Source organism: Pantoea sp. CFCC18179 (genome assembly GCF_059412405.1).
On record NZ_JBNBPM010000004.1, the window covers coordinates 41,959 to 64,280 of the forward strand.

22 protein-coding genes are annotated in these 22,322 nt (G+C 54.4%); 16 read left to right on the forward strand and 6 right to left on the reverse strand.

Annotated elements, in window-relative coordinates:
• Positions 1–17: 17 nt before the first annotated feature.
• Positions 18–647 (reverse strand): lysoplasmalogenase, encoded by a 630-nt coding sequence (locus ACPUC7_RS09740; RefSeq protein ID WP_343552563.1) that lies wholly within the window; start codon positions 645–647, stop codon positions 18–20.
• A 162-nt stretch (positions 648–809) separates the two neighbouring features.
• On the opposite strand from ACPUC7_RS09740, the gene ACPUC7_RS09745 reads away from it, so the two are divergent.
• Positions 810–1,166 (forward strand): DUF2500 domain-containing protein, encoded by a 357-nt coding sequence (locus tag ACPUC7_RS09745; RefSeq protein ID WP_494922789.1) that lies wholly within the window; start codon positions 810–812, stop codon positions 1,164–1,166.
• 31 nt (positions 1,167–1,197) lie between these two features.
• Here ACPUC7_RS09745 and ACPUC7_RS09750 read toward each other — a convergent pair whose 3' ends face one another.
• Both ACPUC7_RS09750 and rsmD read right to left on the reverse strand, forming a co-directional pair.
• Positions 1,198–1,467, reverse strand: coding sequence for a DUF1145 family protein (locus ACPUC7_RS09750; RefSeq protein ID WP_034827067.1), 270 nt, complete (start codon positions 1,465–1,467; stop codon positions 1,198–1,200).
• Entirely contained in the window at positions 1,457–2,056 is a 600-nt protein-coding gene (rsmD, locus tag ACPUC7_RS09755; protein ID WP_494922790.1) for a 16S rRNA (guanine(966)-N(2))-methyltransferase, read from the reverse strand. Before rsmD ends, ACPUC7_RS09750 begins: the two co-directional genes overlap by 11 nt.
• 231 nt (positions 2,057–2,287) lie before the next feature.
• Here rsmD and ftsY point away from each other — a divergent pair, with 231 nt between their 5' ends.
• The 4 genes from ftsY (at position 2,288) to rpoH (ending at position 6,477) form a co-directional block, all read left to right on the forward strand.
• Complete coding sequence (ftsY, locus tag ACPUC7_RS09760; RefSeq protein WP_494922791.1) at positions 2,288–3,733, forward strand: signal recognition particle-docking protein FtsY; 1,446 nt, start codon at positions 2,288–2,290, stop codon at positions 3,731–3,733.
• A 5-nt stretch (positions 3,734–3,738) separates the two neighbouring features.
• Positions 3,739–4,407: a cell division ATP-binding protein FtsE gene (ftsE, locus tag ACPUC7_RS09765; protein WP_008109888.1), complete on the forward strand. Its 669-nt coding sequence runs from the start codon at positions 3,739–3,741 to the stop codon at positions 4,405–4,407.
• On the forward strand, positions 4,397–5,380 hold the full coding sequence (gene ftsX / locus ACPUC7_RS09770) for a permease-like cell division protein FtsX (protein WP_494922792.1): 984 nt from the start codon (positions 4,397–4,399) through the stop codon (positions 5,378–5,380). The genes ftsE and ftsX overlap by 11 nt, the downstream gene beginning before the upstream one ends.
• A 239-nt stretch (positions 5,381–5,619) precedes the next feature.
• Positions 5,620–6,477 carry an RNA polymerase sigma factor RpoH gene (gene rpoH / locus ACPUC7_RS09775; protein ID WP_343552557.1) on the forward strand — a complete coding sequence of 286 codons (858 nt, stop codon included), beginning with the start codon at positions 5,620–5,622 and terminating at the stop codon, positions 6,475–6,477.
• 161 nt (positions 6,478–6,638) lie between these two features.
• Here rpoH and panM read toward each other — a convergent pair whose 3' ends face one another.
• Positions 6,639–7,025 carry an aspartate 1-decarboxylase autocleavage activator PanM gene (gene panM / locus ACPUC7_RS09780; protein WP_494922793.1) on the reverse strand — a complete coding sequence of 129 codons (387 nt, stop codon included), beginning with the start codon at positions 7,023–7,025 and terminating at the stop codon, positions 6,639–6,641.
• A 403-nt stretch (positions 7,026–7,428) separates the two neighbouring features.
• Here panM and ACPUC7_RS09785 point away from each other — a divergent pair, with 403 nt between their 5' ends.
• The 10 genes from ACPUC7_RS09785 to ugpQ all read left to right on the forward strand — a co-directional run bounded on the left by ACPUC7_RS09785 (position 7,429) and on the right by ugpQ (position 17,440).
• A complete protein-coding gene (locus ACPUC7_RS09785; RefSeq protein WP_494922794.1) occupies positions 7,429–8,556 on the forward strand; it encodes a branched-chain amino acid ABC transporter substrate-binding protein in 1,128 nt (375 codons plus the stop codon).
• Positions 8,557–8,622: 66 nt separating this feature from the next.
• Positions 8,623–9,549 carry a high-affinity branched-chain amino acid ABC transporter permease LivH gene (gene livH / locus ACPUC7_RS09790; RefSeq protein WP_494922795.1) on the forward strand — a complete coding sequence of 309 codons (927 nt, stop codon included), beginning with the start codon at positions 8,623–8,625 and terminating at the stop codon, positions 9,547–9,549.
• The gene (locus ACPUC7_RS09795; protein WP_343552553.1) at positions 9,546–10,817 is read left to right on the forward strand and encodes a high-affinity branched-chain amino acid ABC transporter permease LivM; all 1,272 of its coding nucleotides are present in this window, start codon (positions 9,546–9,548) and stop codon (positions 10,815–10,817) included. The genes livH and ACPUC7_RS09795 overlap by 4 nt, the downstream gene beginning before the upstream one ends.
• Positions 10,814–11,581 carry a high-affinity branched-chain amino acid ABC transporter ATP-binding protein LivG gene (livG, locus tag ACPUC7_RS09800; RefSeq protein ID WP_343552552.1) on the forward strand — a complete coding sequence of 256 codons (768 nt, stop codon included), beginning with the start codon at positions 10,814–10,816 and terminating at the stop codon, positions 11,579–11,581. Before ACPUC7_RS09795 ends, livG begins: the two co-directional genes overlap by 4 nt.
• A 1-nt stretch (position 11,582) precedes the next feature.
• The gene (livF, locus tag ACPUC7_RS09805) at positions 11,583–12,296 is read left to right on the forward strand and encodes a high-affinity branched-chain amino acid ABC transporter ATP-binding protein LivF (protein WP_494922796.1); all 714 of its coding nucleotides are present in this window, start codon (positions 11,583–11,585) and stop codon (positions 12,294–12,296) included.
• Positions 12,297–12,517: 221 nt separating this feature from the next.
• On the forward strand, positions 12,518–13,834 hold the full coding sequence (gene ugpB / locus ACPUC7_RS09810) for a sn-glycerol-3-phosphate ABC transporter substrate-binding protein UgpB (RefSeq protein ID WP_343552550.1): 1,317 nt from the start codon (positions 12,518–12,520) through the stop codon (positions 13,832–13,834).
• 62 nt (positions 13,835–13,896) lie between these two features.
• Positions 13,897–14,784 carry a sn-glycerol-3-phosphate ABC transporter permease UgpA gene (gene ugpA / locus ACPUC7_RS09815; protein WP_343552549.1) on the forward strand — a complete coding sequence of 296 codons (888 nt, stop codon included), beginning with the start codon at positions 13,897–13,899 and terminating at the stop codon, positions 14,782–14,784.
• Complete coding sequence (gene ugpE / locus ACPUC7_RS09820) at positions 14,781–15,626, forward strand: sn-glycerol-3-phosphate ABC transporter permease UgpE (RefSeq protein ID WP_343552548.1); 846 nt, start codon at positions 14,781–14,783, stop codon at positions 15,624–15,626. The genes ugpA and ugpE overlap by 4 nt, the downstream gene beginning before the upstream one ends.
• On the forward strand, positions 15,627–16,700 hold the full coding sequence (locus ACPUC7_RS09825) for a sn-glycerol-3-phosphate import ATP-binding protein UgpC (protein WP_494922797.1): 1,074 nt from the start codon (positions 15,627–15,629) through the stop codon (positions 16,698–16,700).
• On the forward strand, positions 16,697–17,440 hold the full coding sequence (ugpQ, locus tag ACPUC7_RS09830; RefSeq protein ID WP_494922798.1) for a glycerophosphodiester phosphodiesterase: 744 nt from the start codon (positions 16,697–16,699) through the stop codon (positions 17,438–17,440). The genes ACPUC7_RS09825 and ugpQ overlap by 4 nt, the downstream gene beginning before the upstream one ends.
• Here ugpQ and ACPUC7_RS09835 read toward each other — a convergent pair.
• Positions 17,437–17,718 carry a DUF2756 domain-containing protein gene (locus tag ACPUC7_RS09835; protein WP_494922799.1) on the reverse strand — a complete coding sequence of 94 codons (282 nt, stop codon included), beginning with the start codon at positions 17,716–17,718 and terminating at the stop codon, positions 17,437–17,439. The genes ugpQ and ACPUC7_RS09835 overlap by 4 nt on opposite strands.
• A gap of 204 nt (positions 17,719–17,922) precedes the next feature.
• Here ACPUC7_RS09835 and ggt point away from each other — a divergent pair, with 204 nt between their 5' ends.
• Positions 17,923–19,674: a gamma-glutamyltransferase gene (gene ggt / locus ACPUC7_RS09840; RefSeq protein ID WP_494922800.1), complete on the forward strand. Its 1,752-nt coding sequence runs from the start codon at positions 17,923–17,925 to the stop codon at positions 19,672–19,674.
• 881 nt (positions 19,675–20,555) lie between these two features.
• Here the strand turns inward: ggt and ACPUC7_RS09845 are convergent.
• Complete coding sequence (locus tag ACPUC7_RS09845; RefSeq protein WP_494922801.1) at positions 20,556–22,127, reverse strand: AbgT family transporter; 1,572 nt, start codon at positions 22,125–22,127, stop codon at positions 20,556–20,558.
• Positions 22,128–22,322: the final 195 nt, after the last annotated feature.

The following is a 22,322-nucleotide window of genomic DNA, read 5'->3' on the forward strand; positions in this document are numbered from 1 at the left end:
GAGTCAAGCTGTCGTGATTAGTAGAGCCACAACGAACGCACGATCATGAAGTGACCGGCGAAGTAACACGCGGCAACAATGGCGCTATCGGCGCTGAAACGGCGACGATAATGTGAAATAAACCAGACAATGTTGGCTAACAGCAGCAAAGCGGCGCCAACCAGCAGCGAGAAGCTGTAATCGGTTGGGCGGAAGAAGTAATTCTCCGTAGCCATCCAGTTCATCACCAAAGTCATGCCAATCAAGGTGCAGATCGGCCAACGCAGATCCTCCAGCTTGCTCCACAGAATCCCGATGACGATCACGCCGATAATCAGGAAGGTCAGAGGAATCGGCCAGAAGAAACTCATGGTCATATGCGCCGCAAAGCTGATGGTGTACAGCAGATGCGACAGGAAGAATGCGCCTAATGCGTAGAGCATTTGCTGACGCGGTAACAACATCAGCGCATCGCCTACCAAGGTCGCGATGAGGCCCGCCAGAATCAGGTAATCGGTGGTGTTAAGCGTTGGGGCTTGCCACGCCCAGGCAACCAACAAGAGTAAGGTGACAGGTTTAAACAACCAGCGCTGCCACTGCGGGCCGCGGTAGGAAGCATCGACGTAGAGCCAACCGGAAAAAAGTACCGCAAGGAAAGACCAAAGCATTTTTTCTCCCTTTTCTGGCATGTTCGCCAGATTTGATGAATTTTCCCAAAATCACATTCTCAGTGTAAGTTACCGGCCGCGAATGTGACAATCAGCCGACTCTGGTTGTATGCTTTGTCGTCTTGACCTGACCCGACATTCACGCAAAGCACGAGACAAATCATGAGCAAACCACCGCTAATCTTTCTCATCGTCCTGGCGATTATTGCCGTTTTGGCGACCCGACAGTTTATTAAGCAGCGCCGCGAATCGGCGGTCAACGATGCTTCTCCGATCCGTTCTTTAACCGTCGAAGTGAAAACCAAACGCGAATTCCCGTCGCCGAATCGTCGCTCACGTCAGCGCGAAGAGATTGTGGCAGAAGATATGAAGTACGAAGCCTGGTTCCATCCGTTGAATGGCGCTTCAGATATTAAAGCGACGATTAACGCCAGTGATTACGACAAGATCGATAAAGGTACGAAAGGGGAATTGAAGATGCAGGGCACGCGCTTTGTGAGCTTTACCCCAGCGCCGTAGGGTCGCCATTCATGGCGACCTGGTTTTGAAACTACATTTTCGGGTAATGCTTCTTCTGCCACGCCAGCAGTTCAAACACGCCAAAGAAGAAAATCTTCGCCTGGGTTACGCCGCTTAATTTCGGCGCTTCTTTCGGCTGGGTGGCGCGCAGCAGCACCAGCTGCAAACCGTGCATAATCACCATGAAGAACAGTGCAACGTGCACAAAATAGCGCAGCGGCGTGGGGAACGGATGGACCAGATTGAGCAACAAAAATGCCCACACGCAAATCATCAGCAAACGTCCTAAGTTAAGCCACATCGTCTCTCTCCTGTTGACGTTGATATAAGCGATACGCTACTTGCCCAGCAATTTTCTCGCGATAGAGATCCCAGTTGGCAGGCGCGCCTGGCGTACCGTTCTCGACTTCGCTCTCGACATAAATCAGCGCGTTATCGGCCAACCAGCCATTTTGCTCCAGCAGCGCCAGCGTTTCCTGTAACAACCCTTTGCGGAACGGCGGATCAACAAACACCACATCAAAGGGTTCGCCCGCCTGACTGAGCCATTGCAGCGTGTTGGTTTGCACCACCTTGGCTTGCGTCGCGCGCAGCGTTTGTACGTTTTGCGACAGTTGCTGCGCCACGGCCCGCTCCATCTCCAGCAGCGTGGCGGACGCGGCATAACGCGACAACGCTTCCAGTCCTAACGCGCCGCTACCGGCGAAACAATCGAGGCAGCGCGCTTCCTGAATATCCGGCGCCAGCCAGTTAAACAGGGTTTCACGTACGCGATCGGTGGTGGGACGCAGGCCAGCGCTATCCGGCACCGTTAATTTACGTCCGCGCCATTGGCCACCAATGATGCGGATCTGGCCTGCGGCGCCGCTGTTGCGGGGGGATTTACTCATTTCACTCACAACTCGTCATAATTTGTTGCGTAGTTTAACGGGCGTTGCAGGCAGAAGAAACGTTAAAAAAGGGTGCTGTGGTGCGCTGGCTGGAAAGTGTTAGACTACTGAGTTGGTATAGCGCGCGTAATTACCTGATTTTTACGCCGCTCACCCGCTAAAAAGTGAATATTTTATCCCCTGGGAACAGCGTGCTACCGGGAATAAGCCATCGAGGAGTAGGGTCACACAATGGCAAAAGAGAAAAAACGCGGCTTTTTTTCCTGGTTAGGCTTTGGCAAAGAAGAAGAGACGCAACAGCCTGCTGAAGAACAGCAGCAAACTGCCGAGGTGGTTGCAGAGCCGGCCGTTGAAGAGAGCGCGTTAGATCGCGCCGAAGCGCAGGCGATTGAAAACGTTGCGGTTACCGAACAGGTTGCAGAACATCAGCAGCCGGAACCGGAAGTGATTGAAGAACCGGTTGCCAGCGAAGAAGACGTGCTGCCGGAAGAGATTGAACAACCGGACGTTGCGCCAATCGAAGAACAGCCGCAGCGCGAAGACATCGTGATTGCCGCAGCTGAACCAGAGATTGTTGCGGAAGCTGAGCTTGAGCTGGAAGAAGAAGCGCCATTAAGCGACGAAGAACTGGAAGCGCTGGCGTTAGCAGAAACCTATGCGGAAGATGCGGAGCTGGAGCAAAAGCCTTCGGATACCGTCAGCGATCTGCCGCTGGCTGCTGCGCCGATTATCGCGCAGGAGCAAGAGCGTCCTACCAAAGAGGGCTTCTTTGCCCGTCTGAAACGCAGCCTGGTTAAAACGCGTGAAAACCTCGGTTCGGGCTTTATCAGCCTGTTCCGCGGCAAGAAAATTGATGACGAGCTGTTTGAAGAGCTGGAAGAACAACTGCTGATTGCCGACGTTGGCGTGGAAACCACGCGCCGCATCATCACCAATTTGACGCAGCAAGCCAATCGCAAACAGTTACGTGATGCCGAAGCGCTGTACGGCCTGCTGAAAGCCGAAATGGCCGGTATTTTGGATAAAGTGGATGCGCCACTCGACGTCGGCGGCAAAACGCCGTTCGTGATTCTGATGGTCGGCGTCAACGGCGTGGGTAAAACCACCACCATCGGTAAGCTGGCGCGCCAATATCAAGCCGAAGGCAAATCGGTGATGCTGGCGGCGGGCGATACCTTCCGTGCCGCTGCGGTTGAGCAGCTTCAGGTTTGGGGCCAACGCAATAACATCCCGGTGGTAGCGCAGCATACCGGCGCGGATTCGGCTTCGGTGATTTTTGACGCCATTCAAGCCGCCAAATCGCGCCATGTCGATGTGCTGATTGCTGATACCGCCGGTCGCTTGCAGAACAAAGCGCACCTGATGGAAGAACTGAAGAAAATTACCCGTGTGATGAAGAAGCTGGATGAAGACGCGCCGCATGAAGTGATGTTGACGCTCGACGCCAGCACCGGGCAAAACGCCGTCAGCCAGGCCAAACTGTTCCATGAAGCGGTGGGCTTAACCGGCATCACTCTGACCAAATTAGACGGTACTGCCAAAGGCGGTGTGATCTTCTCGGTTGCCGATCAGTTCGGCATTCCGATTCGTTATATCGGTGTTGGGGAAGGCATCGAGGATTTACGGCCATTTAAGGCCGCAGACTTTATTGAGGCACTGTTTGCCCGAGAGGAATGATTGGGATGATTCGCTTTGAAGAGGTCAGTAAAGCTTACCTGGGAGGACGTCAGGCGCTGCAGGGGGTGGATTTCCATCTGCGTCCCGGCGAAATGGCGTTCCTGACCGGCCATTCCGGTGCGGGGAAAAGTACCTTACTGAAGCTGATTTGTGGCATTGAGCGCCCGAGTGCCGGGCAGATCTGGTTTAGCGGTCACGATATTTCGCGTCTGCGTCACAGTGAAGTGCCTTTCCTGCGACGTCAGATCGGCATGATTTTCCAGGATCACCATTTGTTGATGGATCGTTCGGTCTACGACAACGTGGCGATTCCGCTGATTATTTCTGGTGCCAGCGGCGAAGATATTCGCCGTCGCGTATCGGCAGCGCTGGATAAAGTGGGTTTGCTCGACAAAGCGAAAAGCTATCCGATTCAGCTCTCAGGCGGTGAACAGCAGCGTGTGGGCATTGCTCGCGCGGTGGTGAACAAACCGGCGGTGCTGCTGGCGGATGAACCAACCGGCAACCTCGATAACGCGCTGTCAGAAGATATTCTGCGCTTATTTGAAGAGTTCAACCGCGTTGGCGTCACGGTGTTGATGGCAACGCACGATGTCGGGCTGATTGCACGCCGAAATTACCGCGTGATGACGCTCAATCAGGGACGTCTGCACGGAGGCCACGATGGTCAATAAACGCAACAAGCGCGCACCTGCGCCGAAAGCGAAACAGCCTTCCAAAACCAAAGCGCTGAAAGGCGGTTGGCAGGAGCAGTGGCGCTATGCGCTGCGCGGCACGTTGTCGGACATGTGGCGTCAGCCGTTAGCGACACTGCTGACGGTGATGGTGATCGCCATTTCCCTGACGTTGCCTAGCGTGTGCTACATGGTATGGAAAAACGTCAGCCAGGCGGCAACGCAGTGGTATCCCGCGCCACAGCTCACGGTTTATCTCGATAAATCGCTGGATGATACGGCGGCGGAAAACGTTACTTCGCAGCTTAAGCAGCTCGACGGTGTGGATAACGTCAATTATCTGACGCGTGAAGAAGCGTTGAATGAGTTCCGCAACTGGTCCGGTTTTGGTGGTTCGATGGATATGCTGGAACAGAATCCGCTGCCGGCAGTTGCCATCATCACGCCAAAACTCAATTTCCAGAATTCAGACACCATGGCCAATCTGCGCGATCGCGTGGCGAAAGTGCAGGGCGTGGATGAAGTGCGTATGGATGACAGCTGGTTTGCGCGCTTAGCGGCGTTGACCGGATTAGTCGGACAAATTGCCTCAATGATTGGCTTACTGATGGTGGTGGCGGTGTTCCTGGTGATCGGCAACAGCGTGCGTCTCAGCATCTTCGCGCGTCGTGACACCATTAATGTGCAGAAGCTGATTGGGGCGACGGATGGCTTTATCCTGCGTCCGTTCCTGTATGGCGGCGCGTTATTAGGTTTTGGCGGCGCAGTATTGTCACTGATTCTTTCTGAAGTGTTGGTGTTGCGCCTGCAATCTGTGGTGGCGCAAGTGGCAAACGTATTTGGTACCACCTTTGTTCTGGAAGGTTTTTCCTGGGATGAAGGGCTGCTGTTATTGCTGATTGCGGCGATAATTGGCTGGATTGCCGCCTGGCTGGCAACGGTGCAACATTTACGTCGATTTACGCCGCAGTAACCAAAAGCAACGTTTTTTGATATACTCTTCCTCTGCTGCCGACGACCTGGGAGCAGAGGAATTCTCCTATTTCCCCCGCCGTCATCTGTGTGTAAAATATTCACTGCTATAATTGAACTTGTGGATAACTTTGTTATCCAAGTAGCACAGATTGCTTCTGGTTTTATCGTGACGTTGACATAATGTAACGTCTGCGCAAAATACCGTGCAGCAAGTCCATTGAATTTGTGAGGGTTTGAATGACCAAAGAAATGCAAACTTTAGCGATTGCTCCTCTGGGTAACCTGGAATCTTACGTTCGGGCTGCCAACAACTGGCCGGTTCTGACGGCAGAAGAGGAAAAAGCATTGGCTGAGCGGCTGCATTACCAGGGCGATCTGGATGCAGCTAAAACGCTGATCCTGTCTCACCTGCGCTTTGTTGTTCATATTGCTCGTAACTATTCCGGTTACGGCTTGCCACAGGCGGACTTGATTCAGGAAGGTAACATCGGCCTGATGAAGGCGGTGCGTCGCTTCAATCCTGAAGTCGGTGTACGTCTGGTGTCATTTGCTGTGCACTGGATTAAAGCAGAGATTCACGAATACGTGCTGCGTAACTGGCGTATCGTGAAAGTCGCGACCACCAAAGCGCAGCGTAAGCTGTTCTTTAACCTGCGTAAAAGCAAACAGCGTCTCGGTTGGTTCAACCAGGACGAAGTGGAAATGGTCGCACGCGAGCTGGGCGTGAGCAGCAAAGACGTACTTGAAATGGAATCGCGCATGGCCGCGCAGGATATGACTTTCGACATGTCTTCAGATGATGAAGCAGGCGAAGGTAAAGCGATGGCGCCGGTGCTGTATCTGCAGGATAAAACCTCTGACTTTGCCGATGGCATTGAAGAGGACAACTGGGATGCCCATGCCGCTGACAAGCTGAGCGATGCGATGCTGAGCCTCGACGAACGTAGTCAGGATATTATCCGTGCCCGTTGGCTGGATGATGACAGCAAAACCACGTTGCAGGAACTGGCCGATAAGTACGGTGTTTCTGCTGAGCGTGTGCGTCAGCTGGAAAAGAACGCCATGAAAAAACTGCGCGTGGCGATTGAAGCCTGATAAGCATCAGGCAGCGAAATGGGGCGACTTTTGAGTCGCCCTTTTTATTTTAAAAGCATGCACAAAATCGTAGCGGCGCGATTTATCGCGCTCTTTTGAGTTTGAAATCGCTGTGAAAATGCGCAATAAATTGCGCCGCTACAGATTGTGCAGAGACATGATTAGCGTACCCAACCCTCCACCTGCGCACGAAACCCACACGCCTGCATAAACGCCGCTCGCACGCCCGGATTGGCATTGCCATCATCAGCAATCCACCAATCGGTTAACGTGCCATTCTGCGCCAACGTCTCTTCCAGCAAATATTGCCCAACGCCGCGGCGACGCGTCACTTCACGCACGTTGAGATGGGTAATCTTTCCCTGCGTTCCGCTAATGGTTAACTGCAATGCCGCCAGCAAACGATCGTTAAAGCGTGCGGCGTACAGACGCTGCGTTTCGCCTAATTGCGCTTCAAGTTGCGAAATGTCGATTTGCGGCCAGACTTTAGCTAAATCGATTCGATCCTGAGCGGTCAACGATGCTAAGCGCTGGATTGTCAGCTTCATACCTAATACCTGTACTAGTGCAAAGGCGATATTGTAGCGAATTTAAACAGTCAGCGCGCTGTCACTTTTTTGCAATGAAAATAGGTCAAATGCCGTTCGATTTGCCAGAATTGTGGCGTAAGCCATCACTGAACGTTGAAAAAGCCAGCATAACGCGCTGGTATTCTGCTGGAAAAATGGCCATAACAACCAGATGATTCTGCTGATCCACTCAGTCAATTCTGAATATGTCAGTTGATTTACAGAAGAAAGTTCCTGTTTAATAACCTGAAAAATAAAGCCTTATTACCAATAAATGCCAGAAAAGCGGGCTAACTCATTATTGCAAAATGAGTTTTTCTCTTTGACTGGCAGAAAATAATGCAATCACAACAGACACGACACAACAGATGGGGAAGTTCGCATGAAAATGAGTAAAGGACGCGCATTACTGGCGGGCTGCATCGCGTTAGCTATGAGCCACGCGGCGTTGGCGAAAGACATCAAAATTGCCATCGTTGGCGCTTCAACCGGCCCGGTCGCGCAATACGGTGACATGCAATTTACTGGTGCAGCGCAAGCAATCAAGGACATCAACGCCAAAGGCGGCGTTAACGGTGACAAACTGGTTGGCGTGGAATATGACGATGCCTGCGACCCGAAACAAGCGGTTGCGGTTGCCAACAAAGTGGTTAACGACGGCATCAAATACGTTATCGGCCATCTGTGCTCTTCCTCTACTCAGCCTGCTTCAGACATCTATAACGACGAAGGCGTGCTGATGATCACCCCAGCGGCGACCGCGCCAGAACTGACTGCACGTGGTTATGCGGATGTGCTGCGTACTACCGGTCTGGATTCCGATCAGGGCCCAACCGCCGCGACTTACATCCTCGATCACATCAAACCAAAACGTATCGCTGTGGTACATGACAAGCAGCAATACGGTCAGGGCCTGGCGGAATCCGTGCAGAAAACCCTGAAAGCCAAAGGCGGCAACGTGGTGATGTTCGAAGGTATCACCGCTGGCGATAAGGACTTCTCCACGCTGATTGCGCGCCTGAAAAAAGAGAACGTCGATTTCGTTTACTACGGTGGTTATTACCCAGAGCTGGGCCAGATTCTGCGCCAGGCGAAATCCGCTGGCCTGACCGCTGGCTTCATGGGCCCGGAAGGCGTGGGTAACGCTTCACTGTCTAACATCGCGGGCGATGCGTCCGAAGGTCTGTTCGTGACGCTGCCGAAGCGCTATGACCAACTGCCAGAGAACAAAGCGATTGTTGATGCCATCAAAGCCAACACCGCGTCGAACCGCAAAGATCCAACCGGTCCGTTCGTCTGGACGACCTACGCCGCGATTCAATCGCTGGTGGCAGGTATCGAACGCAGCAAGAGCGATGAGCCAGATGCGATTGCCAAGAACCTGAAAGAGGGCGCAGCCGTTCCAACCGTGATGGGCAACCTGAACTGGGATGAGAAAGGCGATCTGAAGGGCTTCGAATTTGGTGTCTTCAAATGGCACAAAGACGGCTCTTCTACCGCAGTTAAGTAATCCCCTCAAATTCTCTCTCCCGCGCGCGGGGGAGAGAATTATTCAGCTCCAGAGCAGGCCCTCACTATGTCCGAGCAGTTTCTCTATTTTATTCAGCAGATGTTCAACGGGGTTACCCTCGGGAGCACCTACGCGCTGATCGCCATCGGTTACACCATGGTTTACGGCATTATCGGCATGATCAACTTCGCCCACGGTGAGGTTTACATGATCGGCAGTTATGTCTCCTTTATCGTGATTGCCGCCCTGATGATGATGGGCATCGACACTTCGTGGCTGATGATTGCCGGCGGTTTCGTGATGGCGGTGATCATCTCTAGCGCTTACGGCTGGAGCATCGAACGCGTGGCGTACAAACCCGTGCGATCGTCGAAGCGCCTGATCGCGCTGATCTCTGCCATCGGTATGTCGATCTTCCTGCAAAACTACGTCAGCCTGACGCAAGGCTCGCGCGATCTCGCGTTGCCGAGTCTGATCACCGGCCAATGGACGCTGGGCGAGAGCAACGGCTTTGCTGCCACGCTTTCCACCATGCAATTGGTGATTTGGGTGGTGACTTTCCTATCGATGTTGGCGCTGACCTTATTCATTCGCTATTCACGCATGGGCCGCGCCTGTCGCGCCTGCGCAGAAGACCTGAAAATGGCCAGTTTGTTGGGCATCAACACGGACCGCGTGATCTCGCTGACCTTTGTGATTGGTGCGGCGATGGCGGCAGTGGCGGGCGTGTTGCTCGGTCAATTCTACGGTTCCATCAACCCGTTTATCGGCTTTATGGCCGGGATGAAAGCCTTTACCGCCGCCGTGTTGGGCGGCATCGGCAGCATTCCGGGCGCGATGATTGGCGGCCTGGTTCTGGGCATTGCCGAAGCGCTGACCTCGGCCTATCTCTCCACCGAATATAAAGATGTGGTCTCCTTCGCGCTGCTGATTGTGGTGCTGCTGGTGATGCCAACCGGGATTCTTGGCCGTCCGGAGGTGGAGAAAGTATGAAACGCCTCGGTTTGGTCAACGCCGTGATCTCCACGGTGATGTTACTGATTCTCGCCACCTTCTTTATGGGCGTACGCCTCGATTTGAACGGCACCAAATTGGTGGTCGCCAACGCGGGCGCGGTACGTTGGAACTGGATTTGGATTGGTTGCGCAGTGGTGTTTGTGTTCCAACTGCTACGCCCCTTGCTGCACGGCAAATTCAAACGCAGCGGCAAAGCGTTGGTGTTACCGGGCTTTGATGGCTCGACGCCAAAACAAAAACTGTTGATGGCGCTGGTGATTGCCGCGGCGGTAATTTGGCCGTTTCTGGTGTCGCGCGGCAGCGTGGATATCGCCACGCTGACGCTGATCTACGTGATGCTCGGTCTTGGCCTGAATGTGGTGGTGGGTTTATCCGGTTTGCTGGTGTTGGGTTACGGCGGCTTCTACGCCATCGGCGCGTACACCTTCGCCTTGCTCAATCACTATTACGGTTTTGGCTTCTGGGAAAGTTTGCCGCTGGCCGGTTTAGTGGCAGGTGCGTTTGGTTTGATGCTCGGTTTCCCGGTGCTGCGCTTGCGCGGTGATTATCTGGCGATTGTCACGCTCGGCTTCGGCGAAATCGTGCGTATTCTGCTGCTCAACAACACCGCGATTACCGGCGGCCCGAACGGCATCGCGCAGATTCCTAAACCGAGCCTGTTTGGCCTGGAGTTTGGTCGCCGTGTCAGCGAAGGCGGCTGGAGCACGTTCCACGATTTCTTTGGCCTGAAATACGATCCCAGCGACCGCGTGATTTTCCTCTATCTGGTGGCGCTGCTGCTGGTGGTATTGACACTGTTCGTTATCAACCGTTTGCTGCGCATGCCGCTCGGGCGCGCGTGGGAAGCGTTGCGCGAAGATGAAATCGCTTGCCGTTCACTCGGTCTTAGCCCAACACGCATCAAGCTGACTGCTTTCACCATCAGCGCCGTGTTCGCTGGTTTTGCTGGCACGTTGTTCGCGGCACGTCAGGGCTTTGTTAGCCCGGAATCCTTTACCTTCGTCGAATCGGCGTTTGTGTTGGCGATTGTGGTGCTGGGCGGCATGGGTTCACAGCTGGCGGTGATCCTCGCGGCGATTCTGCTGGTGGTGTCGCGCGAGCTGATGCGTGATCTGAACGAGTACAGCATGCTGGTGCTCGGCGGCTTGATGGTGCTGATGATGATCTGGCGTCCGCAAGGATTGCTACCGATGAAGCGTCCGCATCTGAAGATGAAAAGCAGTAAACAAGGAGAGCAGGCATGAGTCAGCCTTTATTAGCCGTTGAAGGCCTGATGATGCGCTTCGGCGGCCTGTTAGCCGTTAACAATGTGGCGCTTGAGCTGCATCCGCAGGAAATCGTTTCGTTGATCGGCCCGAACGGTGCCGGTAAAACCACCGTATTCAACTGCTTGACCGGTTTTTATAAGCCGACCGGCGGCACCATCAAGCTGCGCGATCAGCAGTTACAAGGGATGCCGGGCCAGAAGATTGCGCGCATGGGCATTGTGCGCACCTTCCAGCACGTGCGCCTGTTCCGTGAAATGACGGTGATTGAAAACCTGTTAGTCGCGCAGCATCAGCATCTGAAAAGTGGCGTGTTCTCCGGCTTATTCAAAACTCCGGCGTTCCGTCGCGGCGAGAGCGAAGCGTTGGATCGCGCCGCCACCTGGCTGGATCGTATCGGCTTACTGGATCTGGCTAACCGCCAGGCGGGCAATCTGGCATACGGTCAGCAGCGTCGGCTGGAAATTGCGCGTTGCATGGTGACGCGCCCGGAAATCCTGATGCTTGATGAACCGGCGGCCGGTCTCAACCCGCGTGAAACCCACGAACTGGATGAGCTGATCGCTGAACTGCGCGGCGAGCACAAGGTGTCAGTGCTGTTGATTGAACACGATATGAAGCTGGTGATGGGTATTTCTGACCGCATTTATGTGGTGAATCAGGGAACGCCGCTGGCCAACGGTACGCCGGAAGAAGTGCGTAACAACCCGGATGTGATCCGTGCTTATTTAGGTGAGGCGTAACATGGCAAACCCGATTTTAACCTTGCAAGGTGTCAACGCCCATTACGGCCCGATTCAGGCGCTGCACAACATCAATCTGCACATCAATCAGGGCGAAATCGTCACCCTGATTGGCGCTAACGGCGCGGGTAAAACCACGCTGCTCGGCACACTGTGCGGCGAACCGCGCGCCACCAGCGGCACCATCAATTTCGATGGTAAAGAGATCACCGACTGGCAAACGGCAAAAATCATGCGTGAAGCGATTGCGATTGTGCCGGAAGGCCGTCGGGTATTTTCGCGTATGACGGTGGAAGAGAACCTGGCGATGGGCGGCTTCTTCGCCACGCGCCAGCAGTATCTGGAGCGTATTGATCGCGTCTATCAACTGTTCTCACGTCTGGCGGAACGTAAAGCGCAGCGCGCGGGCACCATGTCCGGCGGTGAACAGCAGATGCTGGCGATTGGTCGCGCGCTGATGAGCCAGCCGCGTTTGTTGCTGCTGGATGAGCCGTCGCTGGGTTTAGCGCCAATAATTATTCAGCAAATTTTCGATACCATTGAGCAGCTGCGTAAAGAAGGCATGACCATTTTCCTCGTCGAGCAGAACGCCAACCAGGCGCTGAAGCTGGCGGATCGTGGCTACGTGCTGGAAAACGGCCACGTGGTATTGGAAGACAGCGGCGACGCGTTACTGTCCAATGAAGCAGTTCGCAGCGCTTACCTCGGCGCTTAAATCAGGTCAGCAAGAATGGCGACCCTACATGATTTCGTAGGGTCGCCATTTATAGTGACCCTTGTTTCCATCGTTCCAACATTAACTCAATTAATCTAATTCTCCCCTGTCACACCGCCGTCATAAACCTGTTATTAATCCGTCATTTCCTCGTGTCATGTTACTTCGCGAACAAAAAAATGCGCGATTTCGCGCGTACCTAACAGCACAGGAAAAACCTTATGTCCGCTTTTACGCTTCGTCCCCGCCTGATGAGTGTTTTGCTCGGTCTGGCGCTCAGCGGTAATGCGCTGGCTGCAACTGAGATCCCTTTCTGGCACTCAATGGAAGGCGAGTTAGGCAAAGAAGTTGATTCTCTGGCACAACGTTTTAACCAGGCTCACCCAGAATACAAAATCGTCCCGACTTACAAAGGCAACTACGAGCAGAGCTTAGCGGCGGGTATCGCTGCGGTGCGTTCAGGTAAAGCACCAGCCTTGCTGCAAGTGTATGAAGTCGGAACGGCAACCATGATGGCCTCGAAAGCTATCGTGCCAGTGAATGAAGTGTTTAAAGACGCTGGCGTACAGATGGATCCGAAGCAGTTCGTACCGGCTGTTGCCGGTTACTACAGCGACAGCAAAGGCCAGCTGATTTCTCAGCCGTTCAACAGCTCTACGCCGGTGCTGTACTACAACAAAGACGCCTTCAAAAAAGCCGGTCTGAACCCGGATCAGCCACCAAAAACCTGGCAGGAACTGGCGAAAGACGCCGACGCGCTGCGTAAAGCGGGCATGACCTGTGGTTACGCCAGCGGCTGGCAGGGTTGGATTCAGATCGAGAACTTCAGCGCCTGGCATGCATTGCCAGTTGCCACCGAAAACAACGGCTTTGACGGTACCGATGCGGTGCTGGAATTTAACAAGCCGGTGCAGGTGCGCCACATCCAGATGCTGGAAGACATGAACAAGAAGGGTGATTTCACCTACTTCGGTCGTAAAGATGAATCAACCGCCAAGTTCTATAACGGCGATTGCGGCATCACTACCGCCTCTTCAGGTTCACTGGCTGACATCAAACATTACGCCAAGTTTAACTTCGGCGTGGGCATGATGCCGTATGACGAAACCGTACCAAACGCACCGCAGAACGCCATCATTGGCGGCGCGAGCTTGTGGGTGATGAAAGGCAAAGATGCCAACACTTACAAAGGCGCGGCGGAGTTCATGAAGTTCCTGGCCCAGCCAGAAATCGCTGCTGAATGGCACCAGAAAACCGGTTATCTGCCAATCACCACCGCGGCGTATGAGCTGACCAAGCAACAGGGCTTCTATGACAAGAACCCAGGTGCGGACATCGCTACGCGTCAGATGCTGAACAAAGATCCGCTGCCATTCACCAAAGGCATGCGTCTGGGCAACATGCCACAGATTCGTACCATCGTGGACGAAGAGCTGGAAGGCGTGTGGACGGGCAAACAGTCACCACAAGCCGCGCTGGATAACAGCGTAAAACGCGGTAACGAACTGCTGCGCCGTTTCGAGCAGCAAGTGAAGTAATGCCGTCATCTCGGGGCTGACTTAAGCGTCAGTCCCGATTTTTTCCCTTTGTCGAGCCTGCTATGTCCTCATCACGCCCCGTGTTCCGCTCCCGTCTTTTGCCCTATTTACTGGTGCTGCCGCAGCTGGTGATTACCGCCATTTTCTTCTTATGGCCAGCTGGTGAAGCGCTGTGGTATTCACTGCAAAGTATTGATCCTTTTGGTATCTCCAGCACCTTTGTCGGTCTGGCGAACTTCAAACGTCTGTTCAGCGACGATTATTATCTGGCGTCCTTCTGGACCACCATTGAATTCAGTGCACTGGTGACGGTATGCGGCATGACCTTTTCTCTGCTGCTGGCGGCGCTGGTGGATTACGTTATCCGTCTGCGAAAACTCTATCAAACCTTGCTGCTGCTGCCGTACGCGGTGGCGCCGGTGGTGGCGGCGGTATTGTGGATGTTCCTGTTTAATCCTGGCCTCGGTTTGTTCAGCCATCTGCTGAATCAAATGGGCTACAACTGGAACTACGCGCAAAACAGCGGCCAGGCGATGTTCCTGATTGTATTGGCGTCGATCTGGCAGCAAATGAGCTACAACTTCCTGTTCTTCTTCGCCGCATTGCAGTCGATCCCTAAATCGCTGGTGGAAGCGGCGGCGATCGATGGCGCCGGTCCGGTGCGCCGTTTCTTCAACTTGTCGTTGCCGCTGATTACGCCGGTGAGCTTTTTCCTACTGGTGGTCAACCTGGTGTATGCCTTCTTCGATACCTTCCCGGTGATCGATGCCGCAACCGGCGGCGGTCCGGTGCAGGCGACCACCACGCTTATCTACAAAATCTATCGCGAAGGCTTTACCGGCCTCGATCTCTCGGCGTCCGCTGCGCAGTCAGTGGTGCTGATGTTGCTGGTGATTGGCCTGACTATTCTGCAATTCCGCTTTGTCGAGCGTAAGGTGCAATACCAATGATTGAGAATCGACGCGGGCTGGATATCTTCAGCCATACCTTGCTGGTGCTCGGCGTACTGACCATCTTGTTCCCGCTCTACATCGCCTTGGTGGCAGCAACGCTGGATAACGACGCGGTGTATCAAGTGCCGATGACGTTGGTGCCGGGTACGCATCTGTGGGAGAACATTGCGCGCATCTGGACGCATGGCGTCAACGGTAATGGCCCGGCATTTGGCATGATGATGTTCAACAGTTTGCTGATGGCGTTGGGCATCACCATTGGAAAAATTACCGTCTCGATGCTTTCAGCGTTTGCGCTGGTGTGGTTCCGCTTCCCGCTGCGTTCACTGTTCTTCTGGCTGATTTTCATCACCTTAATGCTGCCGGTTGAAGTGCGTATTTTCCCGACGGTGGAAGTGATCTCGACGCTGAATATGCTCGACAGCTACAGCGGACTGACGCTGCCGCTGATGGCTTCCGCCACCGCCACGTTCCTGTTCCGCCAGTTCTTTATGTCACTGCCAGATGAATTGATTGAGGCGGCGCGTATTGATGGCGCCAGCCCGATGCGCTTCTTCTGGGACATCGTGTTACCGCTGTCGAAAACCAATCTCGCCGCGCTGTTTGTGATCACCTTTATCTATGGCTGGAACCAATATCTGTGGCCATTGCTGATCATCAACGATCCGGGTCTCAGCACCGCGGTTGCCGGGGTGAAAAGTATGATCAACACCAGCGGCGGGCCAACGCAGTGGAATGAAGTGATGGCGGCAATGTTATTAACCCTGATTCCACCAGTGGTGGTGGTCCTCGTGATGCAACGTGCGTTTGTGCGTGGCCTGGTGGAGAGTGATAAATAAATGGCAGGCGTAACCCTACAGACCGTCACCAAATCGTATGACGGCAAAAATCAGATCATTCAGCCACTGAATATCACCATCAACGATGGCGAATTTATGGTGATGGTTGGCCCCTCCGGCTGCGGCAAATCCACGCTGCTGCGCATGGTCGCTGGCCTCGAACGCGTGACGTCTGGCGATATCTATATTGACGACAAACGCGTCACCAACCTCGAACCGAAAGATCGCGGCATCGCGATGGTGTTCCAGAACTACGCGCTCTATCCACATATGACGGTCGGCGAAAACATGGCCTACGGCCTGAAGATTCGCGGCATGGGTAAAGTGCAGATTGACCAACGCGTGATGGAAGCGGCACGCAGCCTCGAGCTGGATCATCTGCTGCATCGCCGTCCGCGTGAGTTGTCAGGTGGACAGCGCCAGCGTGTGGCGATGGGGCGCGCTATCGTACGCGAACCGGCGGTATTCCTGTTCGATGAGCCGTTATCCAACCTGGATGCGCGCCTGCGCGTACAAATGCGTCTTGAGCTGCAACAGCTGCATCGCCGCCTGAAAACTACCAGCATTTACGTCACCCACGATCAGGTGGAAGCGATGACGCTGGCGCAGCGCGTGATGGTGATGAACAAAGGTGTGGTTGAGCAGGTTGGCACGCCGGTGGAAGTGTATGAGCGTCCGGCCAGCCAATTCGTGGCTTCCTTTATCGGTGCGCCAGCGATGAACCTGTTGCCGGGCAACATCAACAGCGACGGCACGCGCTTTACGCTTGATGCGCTGAACAGCTTGCTGCTGGGCGAGAGCAAAGCGAAGTGGGCCAATCGCCCGCTGACGCTCGGCATCCGTCCGGAACACATTCAGCTGAGCAGTCGCGATGCCGGTGGCATTCCGTTGGTGGTCGAAACGCTCGAGATGCTCGGCGCCGATAACCTCGCGCACGGTCGTATTGGCAACGCGCGCATGGTGGTGCGTTTGCCGCACAGTGAACGTCCGCCAGCGGGCAGCACCTTGTGGCTACATCTGCCGGCAGATGCGTTACACTTCTTCGATTCAACCCATGGAAAGCGTCTGGAATGAGTCAACACAACTGGCCTTATCCGCACATCGTCGCGCATCGCGGCGGCGGCAAACTGGCACCGGAAAATACCCTCGCGGCGATTGATGTCGGCGCGCAGTACGGTCATACCATGATCGAGTTTGATGCCAAGCTGTCGGAAGATAAGCAAATCTTCCTGCTGCACGATGACACGCTGGATCGTACCAGCAACGGTTGGGGCGTGGCGGGGGATTTGTCGTGGCACAAACTTTCGCAGCTGGATGCGGGCAGTTGGTACAGCCGTGATTATGAAGGCGAGCCGCTGGCGCTGCTGAGCGAAGTGGCCGAACGTTGTCGCCAGCATCACATGATGGCGAACATCGAGATCAAACCGACCACCGGTTTGGACGTGGTTACCGGACGCAACGTGGCGCTGGCGGCACGCGAGATGTGGCAAGGGCAAACCGCGCCGCTGCTTTCATCGTTCTCGTATGAAGCATTAGAAGCCGCCATGCAAGCGGTGCCAGAACTGCCGCGCGGCTTGTTGCTGGACGAATGGCATGATGATTGGCAAGCGCTAACCTCGGCGCTGGATTGTGTTTCTATCCACCTGAATCACAAGCTTTTGGATGCCGAACGCACCGCGCAGTTAAAAGCTGCCGGTTTGCATATTCTGGTGTATACCGTGAATCAGCCCGCGCGGGCGCGCGAGCTGCTGGGTTGGGGCGTTGATGCCATCTGTACCGATCGCATCGACATTATTGGCCCCGACTTCCGTTAGTTCGACTGCTGCTGCACCTGGCCCGGCTGCGATTGAATCACACGCTGCTGGGCACTATCCCGCTGTTCCTGCACTTTCCGCTGTAAATCCTGACTTTGCTGCTGCTGATTCTGCTGCAACTTGAGCTTCTGCTGATGCTGCTGAACCTGCATTTGCGTCTGCATCCGCTGCTGGCTCGGGTTATAGCCAGGTTGGTTCGGGTTGTTAGTACTGTTCAGCATATTCGCCATGCTGCTCAACGGCAGCAATGCTGCGATCACAATTAGCCATTTGTTCATGGTCTTCCTCCATTAATGCAGCCTGCTGTGTGCTGATGCTGCCAATGTGGCAACACGCGCTGCTGTCATAAGTTTATGCAATATCACAAACTCTCGAACCAGGAGTGCGCCTAATTTGGCTTAGCTGCTACGCTTTTTACTGTATTTGCAAACACTTGCATCAATTAATAACAAATGTAAATAACTTAAAAGAGAGGTGGCAGGATGAGGATACAGGGCAACGTGCGTCAGCTGGGTTGGGCATTGCTGATGAGTTTCACCGTGGTGCAGGGCGCACAGGCCGCGCCCGCCAGCGCGCCGCCGGTTTCTTACGGCGTCGATAGCGATACCTTCCACCCGGTCAAAGCCAAACATGGCATGGTGGCGTCGGTGGATGCGATGGCGACGCAAGTGGGCGTCGATATTTTAAAGCAGGGCGGCAATGCGGTGGATGCGGCAGTGGCGGTAGGATTCGCGTTAGCGGTGACCCATCCGCAAGCCGGTAATCTTGGCGGCGGCGGATTTATGTTGCTGCGCACCGCTTCAGGTCGTGCCACCGCCATCGATTTTCGTGAAATGGCACCGGCGCGCGCATCCCGCGATATGTTCCTCGATAAACAGGGCAATGCGGACAGTAAGTTATCACTCACTTCGCATTTAGCCTCAGGCACGCCGGGCACCGTGGCCGGTTTTGCCTTGGCCGCGCAGAAATATGGCACCTTGCCGCTGAGTAAACTGTTGGCACCGGCCATCAAGCTGGCACGCGACGGCATTGTGGTAAATGACGCGCTGGCCGACGATCTTGCCACTTACGGCAAAGAGACGCTGATCAACCACGATAATAGCCGTGCGATTTTCTACAAAGCCGACGGCAAGCCGTATCAGAAAGGCGAACGTCTGGTGCAGAAAAACCTCGCGCATAGCCTGCAACTGATTGCGCAGCAAGGGCCGGATGCGTTCTATAAAGGCAAAATCGCCGATGAAATTGCCGGTGAAATGGCGCAACACGGTGGTTTGATTGGTAAAGCGGATTTGGCGGCGTATCGCGCGGTGGAGCGCAAGCCAGTGAGCGGCACTTATCGCGGCTATGAAGTGTTCTCCATGCCGCCGCCATCGTCTGGCGGGATTCACATCGTGCAAATCCTCAATATCCTTGAGAACTTCGATCTGGCGAAGTGGGGCTTTGGCAGCGCCGATGCCATGCAGGTGATGGCCGAAGCGGAAAAATACGCCTATGCCGACCGCTCGGAATATCTCGGCGATCCTGACTTCGTCAAAGTGCCGCAGCAAGCGCTGACCAGCAAAGCCTACGCTAAAACGCTGGCGCAGCAGATTGACGTCAACAAAGCGCGTCCATCGAGCGAGATCAAACCCGGTAAACTTGAGCCGTACGAAAGCAATCAAACCACCCATTTCTCGGTGGTGGATAAAGACGGTAACGCGGTGGCGGTGACCTATACGCTGAATACCTATTTCGGTAGCGGCATTGTCGCCGGTCAGAGCGGTATTCTGATGAATAACGAAATGGATGACTTCTCGGCCAAACCGGGCACGCCAAACGTATATGGCTTAGTCGGCGGCGAAGCCAATGCGGTGCAACCAGCGAAACGTCCGCTGTCGTCAATGTCACCGACGATTGTGGCCAAAGATGGCAAAACCTGGCTGGTGACCGGCAGCCCAGGCGGAAGTCGTATTATCACCACTGTGCTGCAAATGGTGGTGAACAGCATTGATTTTGGCATGAATGTCGCCGAAGCCACCAACGCGCCGCGTTTCCATCATCAATGGTTGCCGGATCAGCTGCGCGTCGAGAAGGGCTTTAGTCCGGATACGCTGCGTTTGCTGGAAGCGAAAGGCCAGCATGTGAAAGTAATGCCGGCGATGGGCAGCACGCAGAGCATTATGATTGGGCCAGACGGCACGCGTTATGGCGCGTCGGATCCGCGTTCGGTGGATGATTTAAGTGCGGGATATTGATCAGCGATGGCACCGAGAAGATTCCGCCCGCTAAGTATGAGGTAGTTTCAGGCTGAATGATGCAGGCGGTCGGGCAAAGGGCCAAATGGCGTGGCCCTTTGCAATCCGCGCCTTGCGCCGTCCTCGCTGTTCCCTCGTTCATCCCTCCGGCCTGACGGACCGCGCAGATTCGCCATCCTTGGCTCATGCCGCGCTTTCGCCAACATCGTGTTGGCTCATCCTGGCCGTCACTCTTCACTCGGCGCTGCGGATGGCGCCCAGCAAACCTCGCCTGTGAGAATCTTTTTCTAAGTTAAAAACAGCGTGGTCTGTGAGTTTTGGGTTTATTGCTTACCGCGAAGCGTTTCTTGATAAAAACAAAGATGTTGCAGCGTGGGGGTTGGGGCGACATCCCAACCCGCTGAGCGAGTGAGTGATGCCAGGACGAGTCGCATGGATGCGGCGAGAGGTGGCGCTGAGCAGGAGCGAATCGACACCGGTCCGTCAGGCAGAATGAGTGAGCGAAGGTACCGCGCAGCGGCGGGATGGGCAGGCGCAAGGCGTGGGATTGCAAAGGGGCGCGCCATCGGCCCTTTGCTCGGTCGCCGCACAGTGTAAATGAAACTGCTTATTGGATAGCGAACGAAAGACACTCAAAGTTTAACTAATCGGCATTACGCTAAGTGGCGTTGAAATGGATAAAATCCCCTTTAACATCAAGGAATTCTCGCGGCACGTCAATGCGAAAAAATTCGCGAAAGCACTTTACAGACGCGAATGATAATGATTATTATTGTCATGCGAGCTCGGGAACGTCTCCTGACAGCCGGGTAAGCACGACATTGCTCACATTGCTTCCAAGTATTATTTAGCCAGCTCGGGTGCTGGCTTTTTTTTTGCCGTTACATTGTGTACCAGGTGGCTGCACCGGGCCCGACCGGGAGATTGAATACAAACACCCACAACACAAACAGCAGCGTCCAGCCAATCATAAACACCACCGAATACGGCAGCATCATAGCGACCAGTGTCCCAATCCCCATATCACGACGATAACGCGCTGCTACCGCCATAATCAGGCCGAAATAACTCATCATCGGCGTAATCACGTTCGTCACCGAATCGCCAATACGATAAGCCGCCTGAATCACTTCTGGCGCAAAGCCTACCAGCATCAACATCGGGACAAAGATCGGTGCCGTCACTGCCCATTGCGCTGAGGCAGAGCCAATCATCAGGTTGATAAAGCCACAAATCAGGATGAAGCAAACAAACAGCAGCGGCGCGCCCATATCCAGCGAAGCCAGCAGCGTGGCGCCTTTAACCGCTACCACGGTGCCAAAGTTGCTCCAGTTAAAGAAGGCCACAAACTGCGCGGCAAAGAACACCAGCACAATGTACATGCCCATACTGCTCATACTGGCCGACATGGCGTTAATCACGTCGCGATCGTTACGCATATTGCCCATCATGCGGCCATAAACCACGCCCGGAATAGCAAAGAACACGAAAATGAATACCACGATGCCTTTCAGGAACGGTGAACCTGCCAGCGTGCCGGTTTTGGGATTGAGCAACACGCCATAGCTAGGAATCACCGTGAGGATCAGCAGCAGAGTGACGCCCAACACCGCCCAGCCAGCGCCTTTCAACGCCCGGCGCTCTTGCGGGGTTAATTCGCCCATATCGCCGCGCACCGCATCGCCTTCGCTATCCTGATATTGGCCGAGTTTTGGCTCGACGATGCTGTTGGTGATCCAGGTGCCGAGGATGGAAATCACAAAGGTACTGACGAACATGAAGTACCAGTTCACTTCCGGGCCAACGAGGTAATTCGGATCGATGATTTGCGCGGCGCTTTGTGTGATGCCCGACAGCAGCGGATCGATAGTGCCGAGCAGCAAGTTGGCGCTGTAACCGCCGGAAACACCGGCAAAGGCCGCAGCCAAACCGGCGAGCGGATGGCGTTCCAGCGAATGGAAAATCATCGCTGCCAGCGGAATCAGCACCACATAACCGAGTTCAGACGCGGTATTCGAGATGATACCGGCGAACACCACGGTAAAGGTGATGAGCTTTTTCGGCGCGTTAAATACTAGCGCACGCATCGCGGCAGAAAGCAGGCCGGAATGCTCGGCAATGCCGACGCCAAGCAGCGCCACCAGCACGGTTCCTAACGGTGCAAATCCGGTGAAGTTGGTCACCAGATGACTGACGATGCGTTGCAAACCATCGGCACTCATCAAGCTCACCACGTGAATCACGCCATCGGCGGCGCGTCCTGCTGCGCCAGCGGGGCGCGGATCGATAACGCTGACGCCAAACGCTGCTGCTACAGCCGACGCAACGATGATAAACAGTGAAAACAACGCGAATAAGGTAATCGGATGCGGCAATAAATTACCCAGCCATTCAACGGTATTCAGAAAACGCTCAATTGGGCGCTTGGCGGGTGGAGTGATGTGTTCTGACATAATTTTTCCTTGTTATTCCTGCTAGCAGGGTCAGAGATGCTCTTTGTTATGAGAGATGTTATCTACAAGACCAATCTCGTTAGCGGGTTCTTATTTATAAACACATCGGTATTAATTCCTTTTTCATTCATTATTTTTGAACTGAGGAGTGAAGTTTTTCAGCTATCAATCAATGCACCTCAGGCTCAAACTACA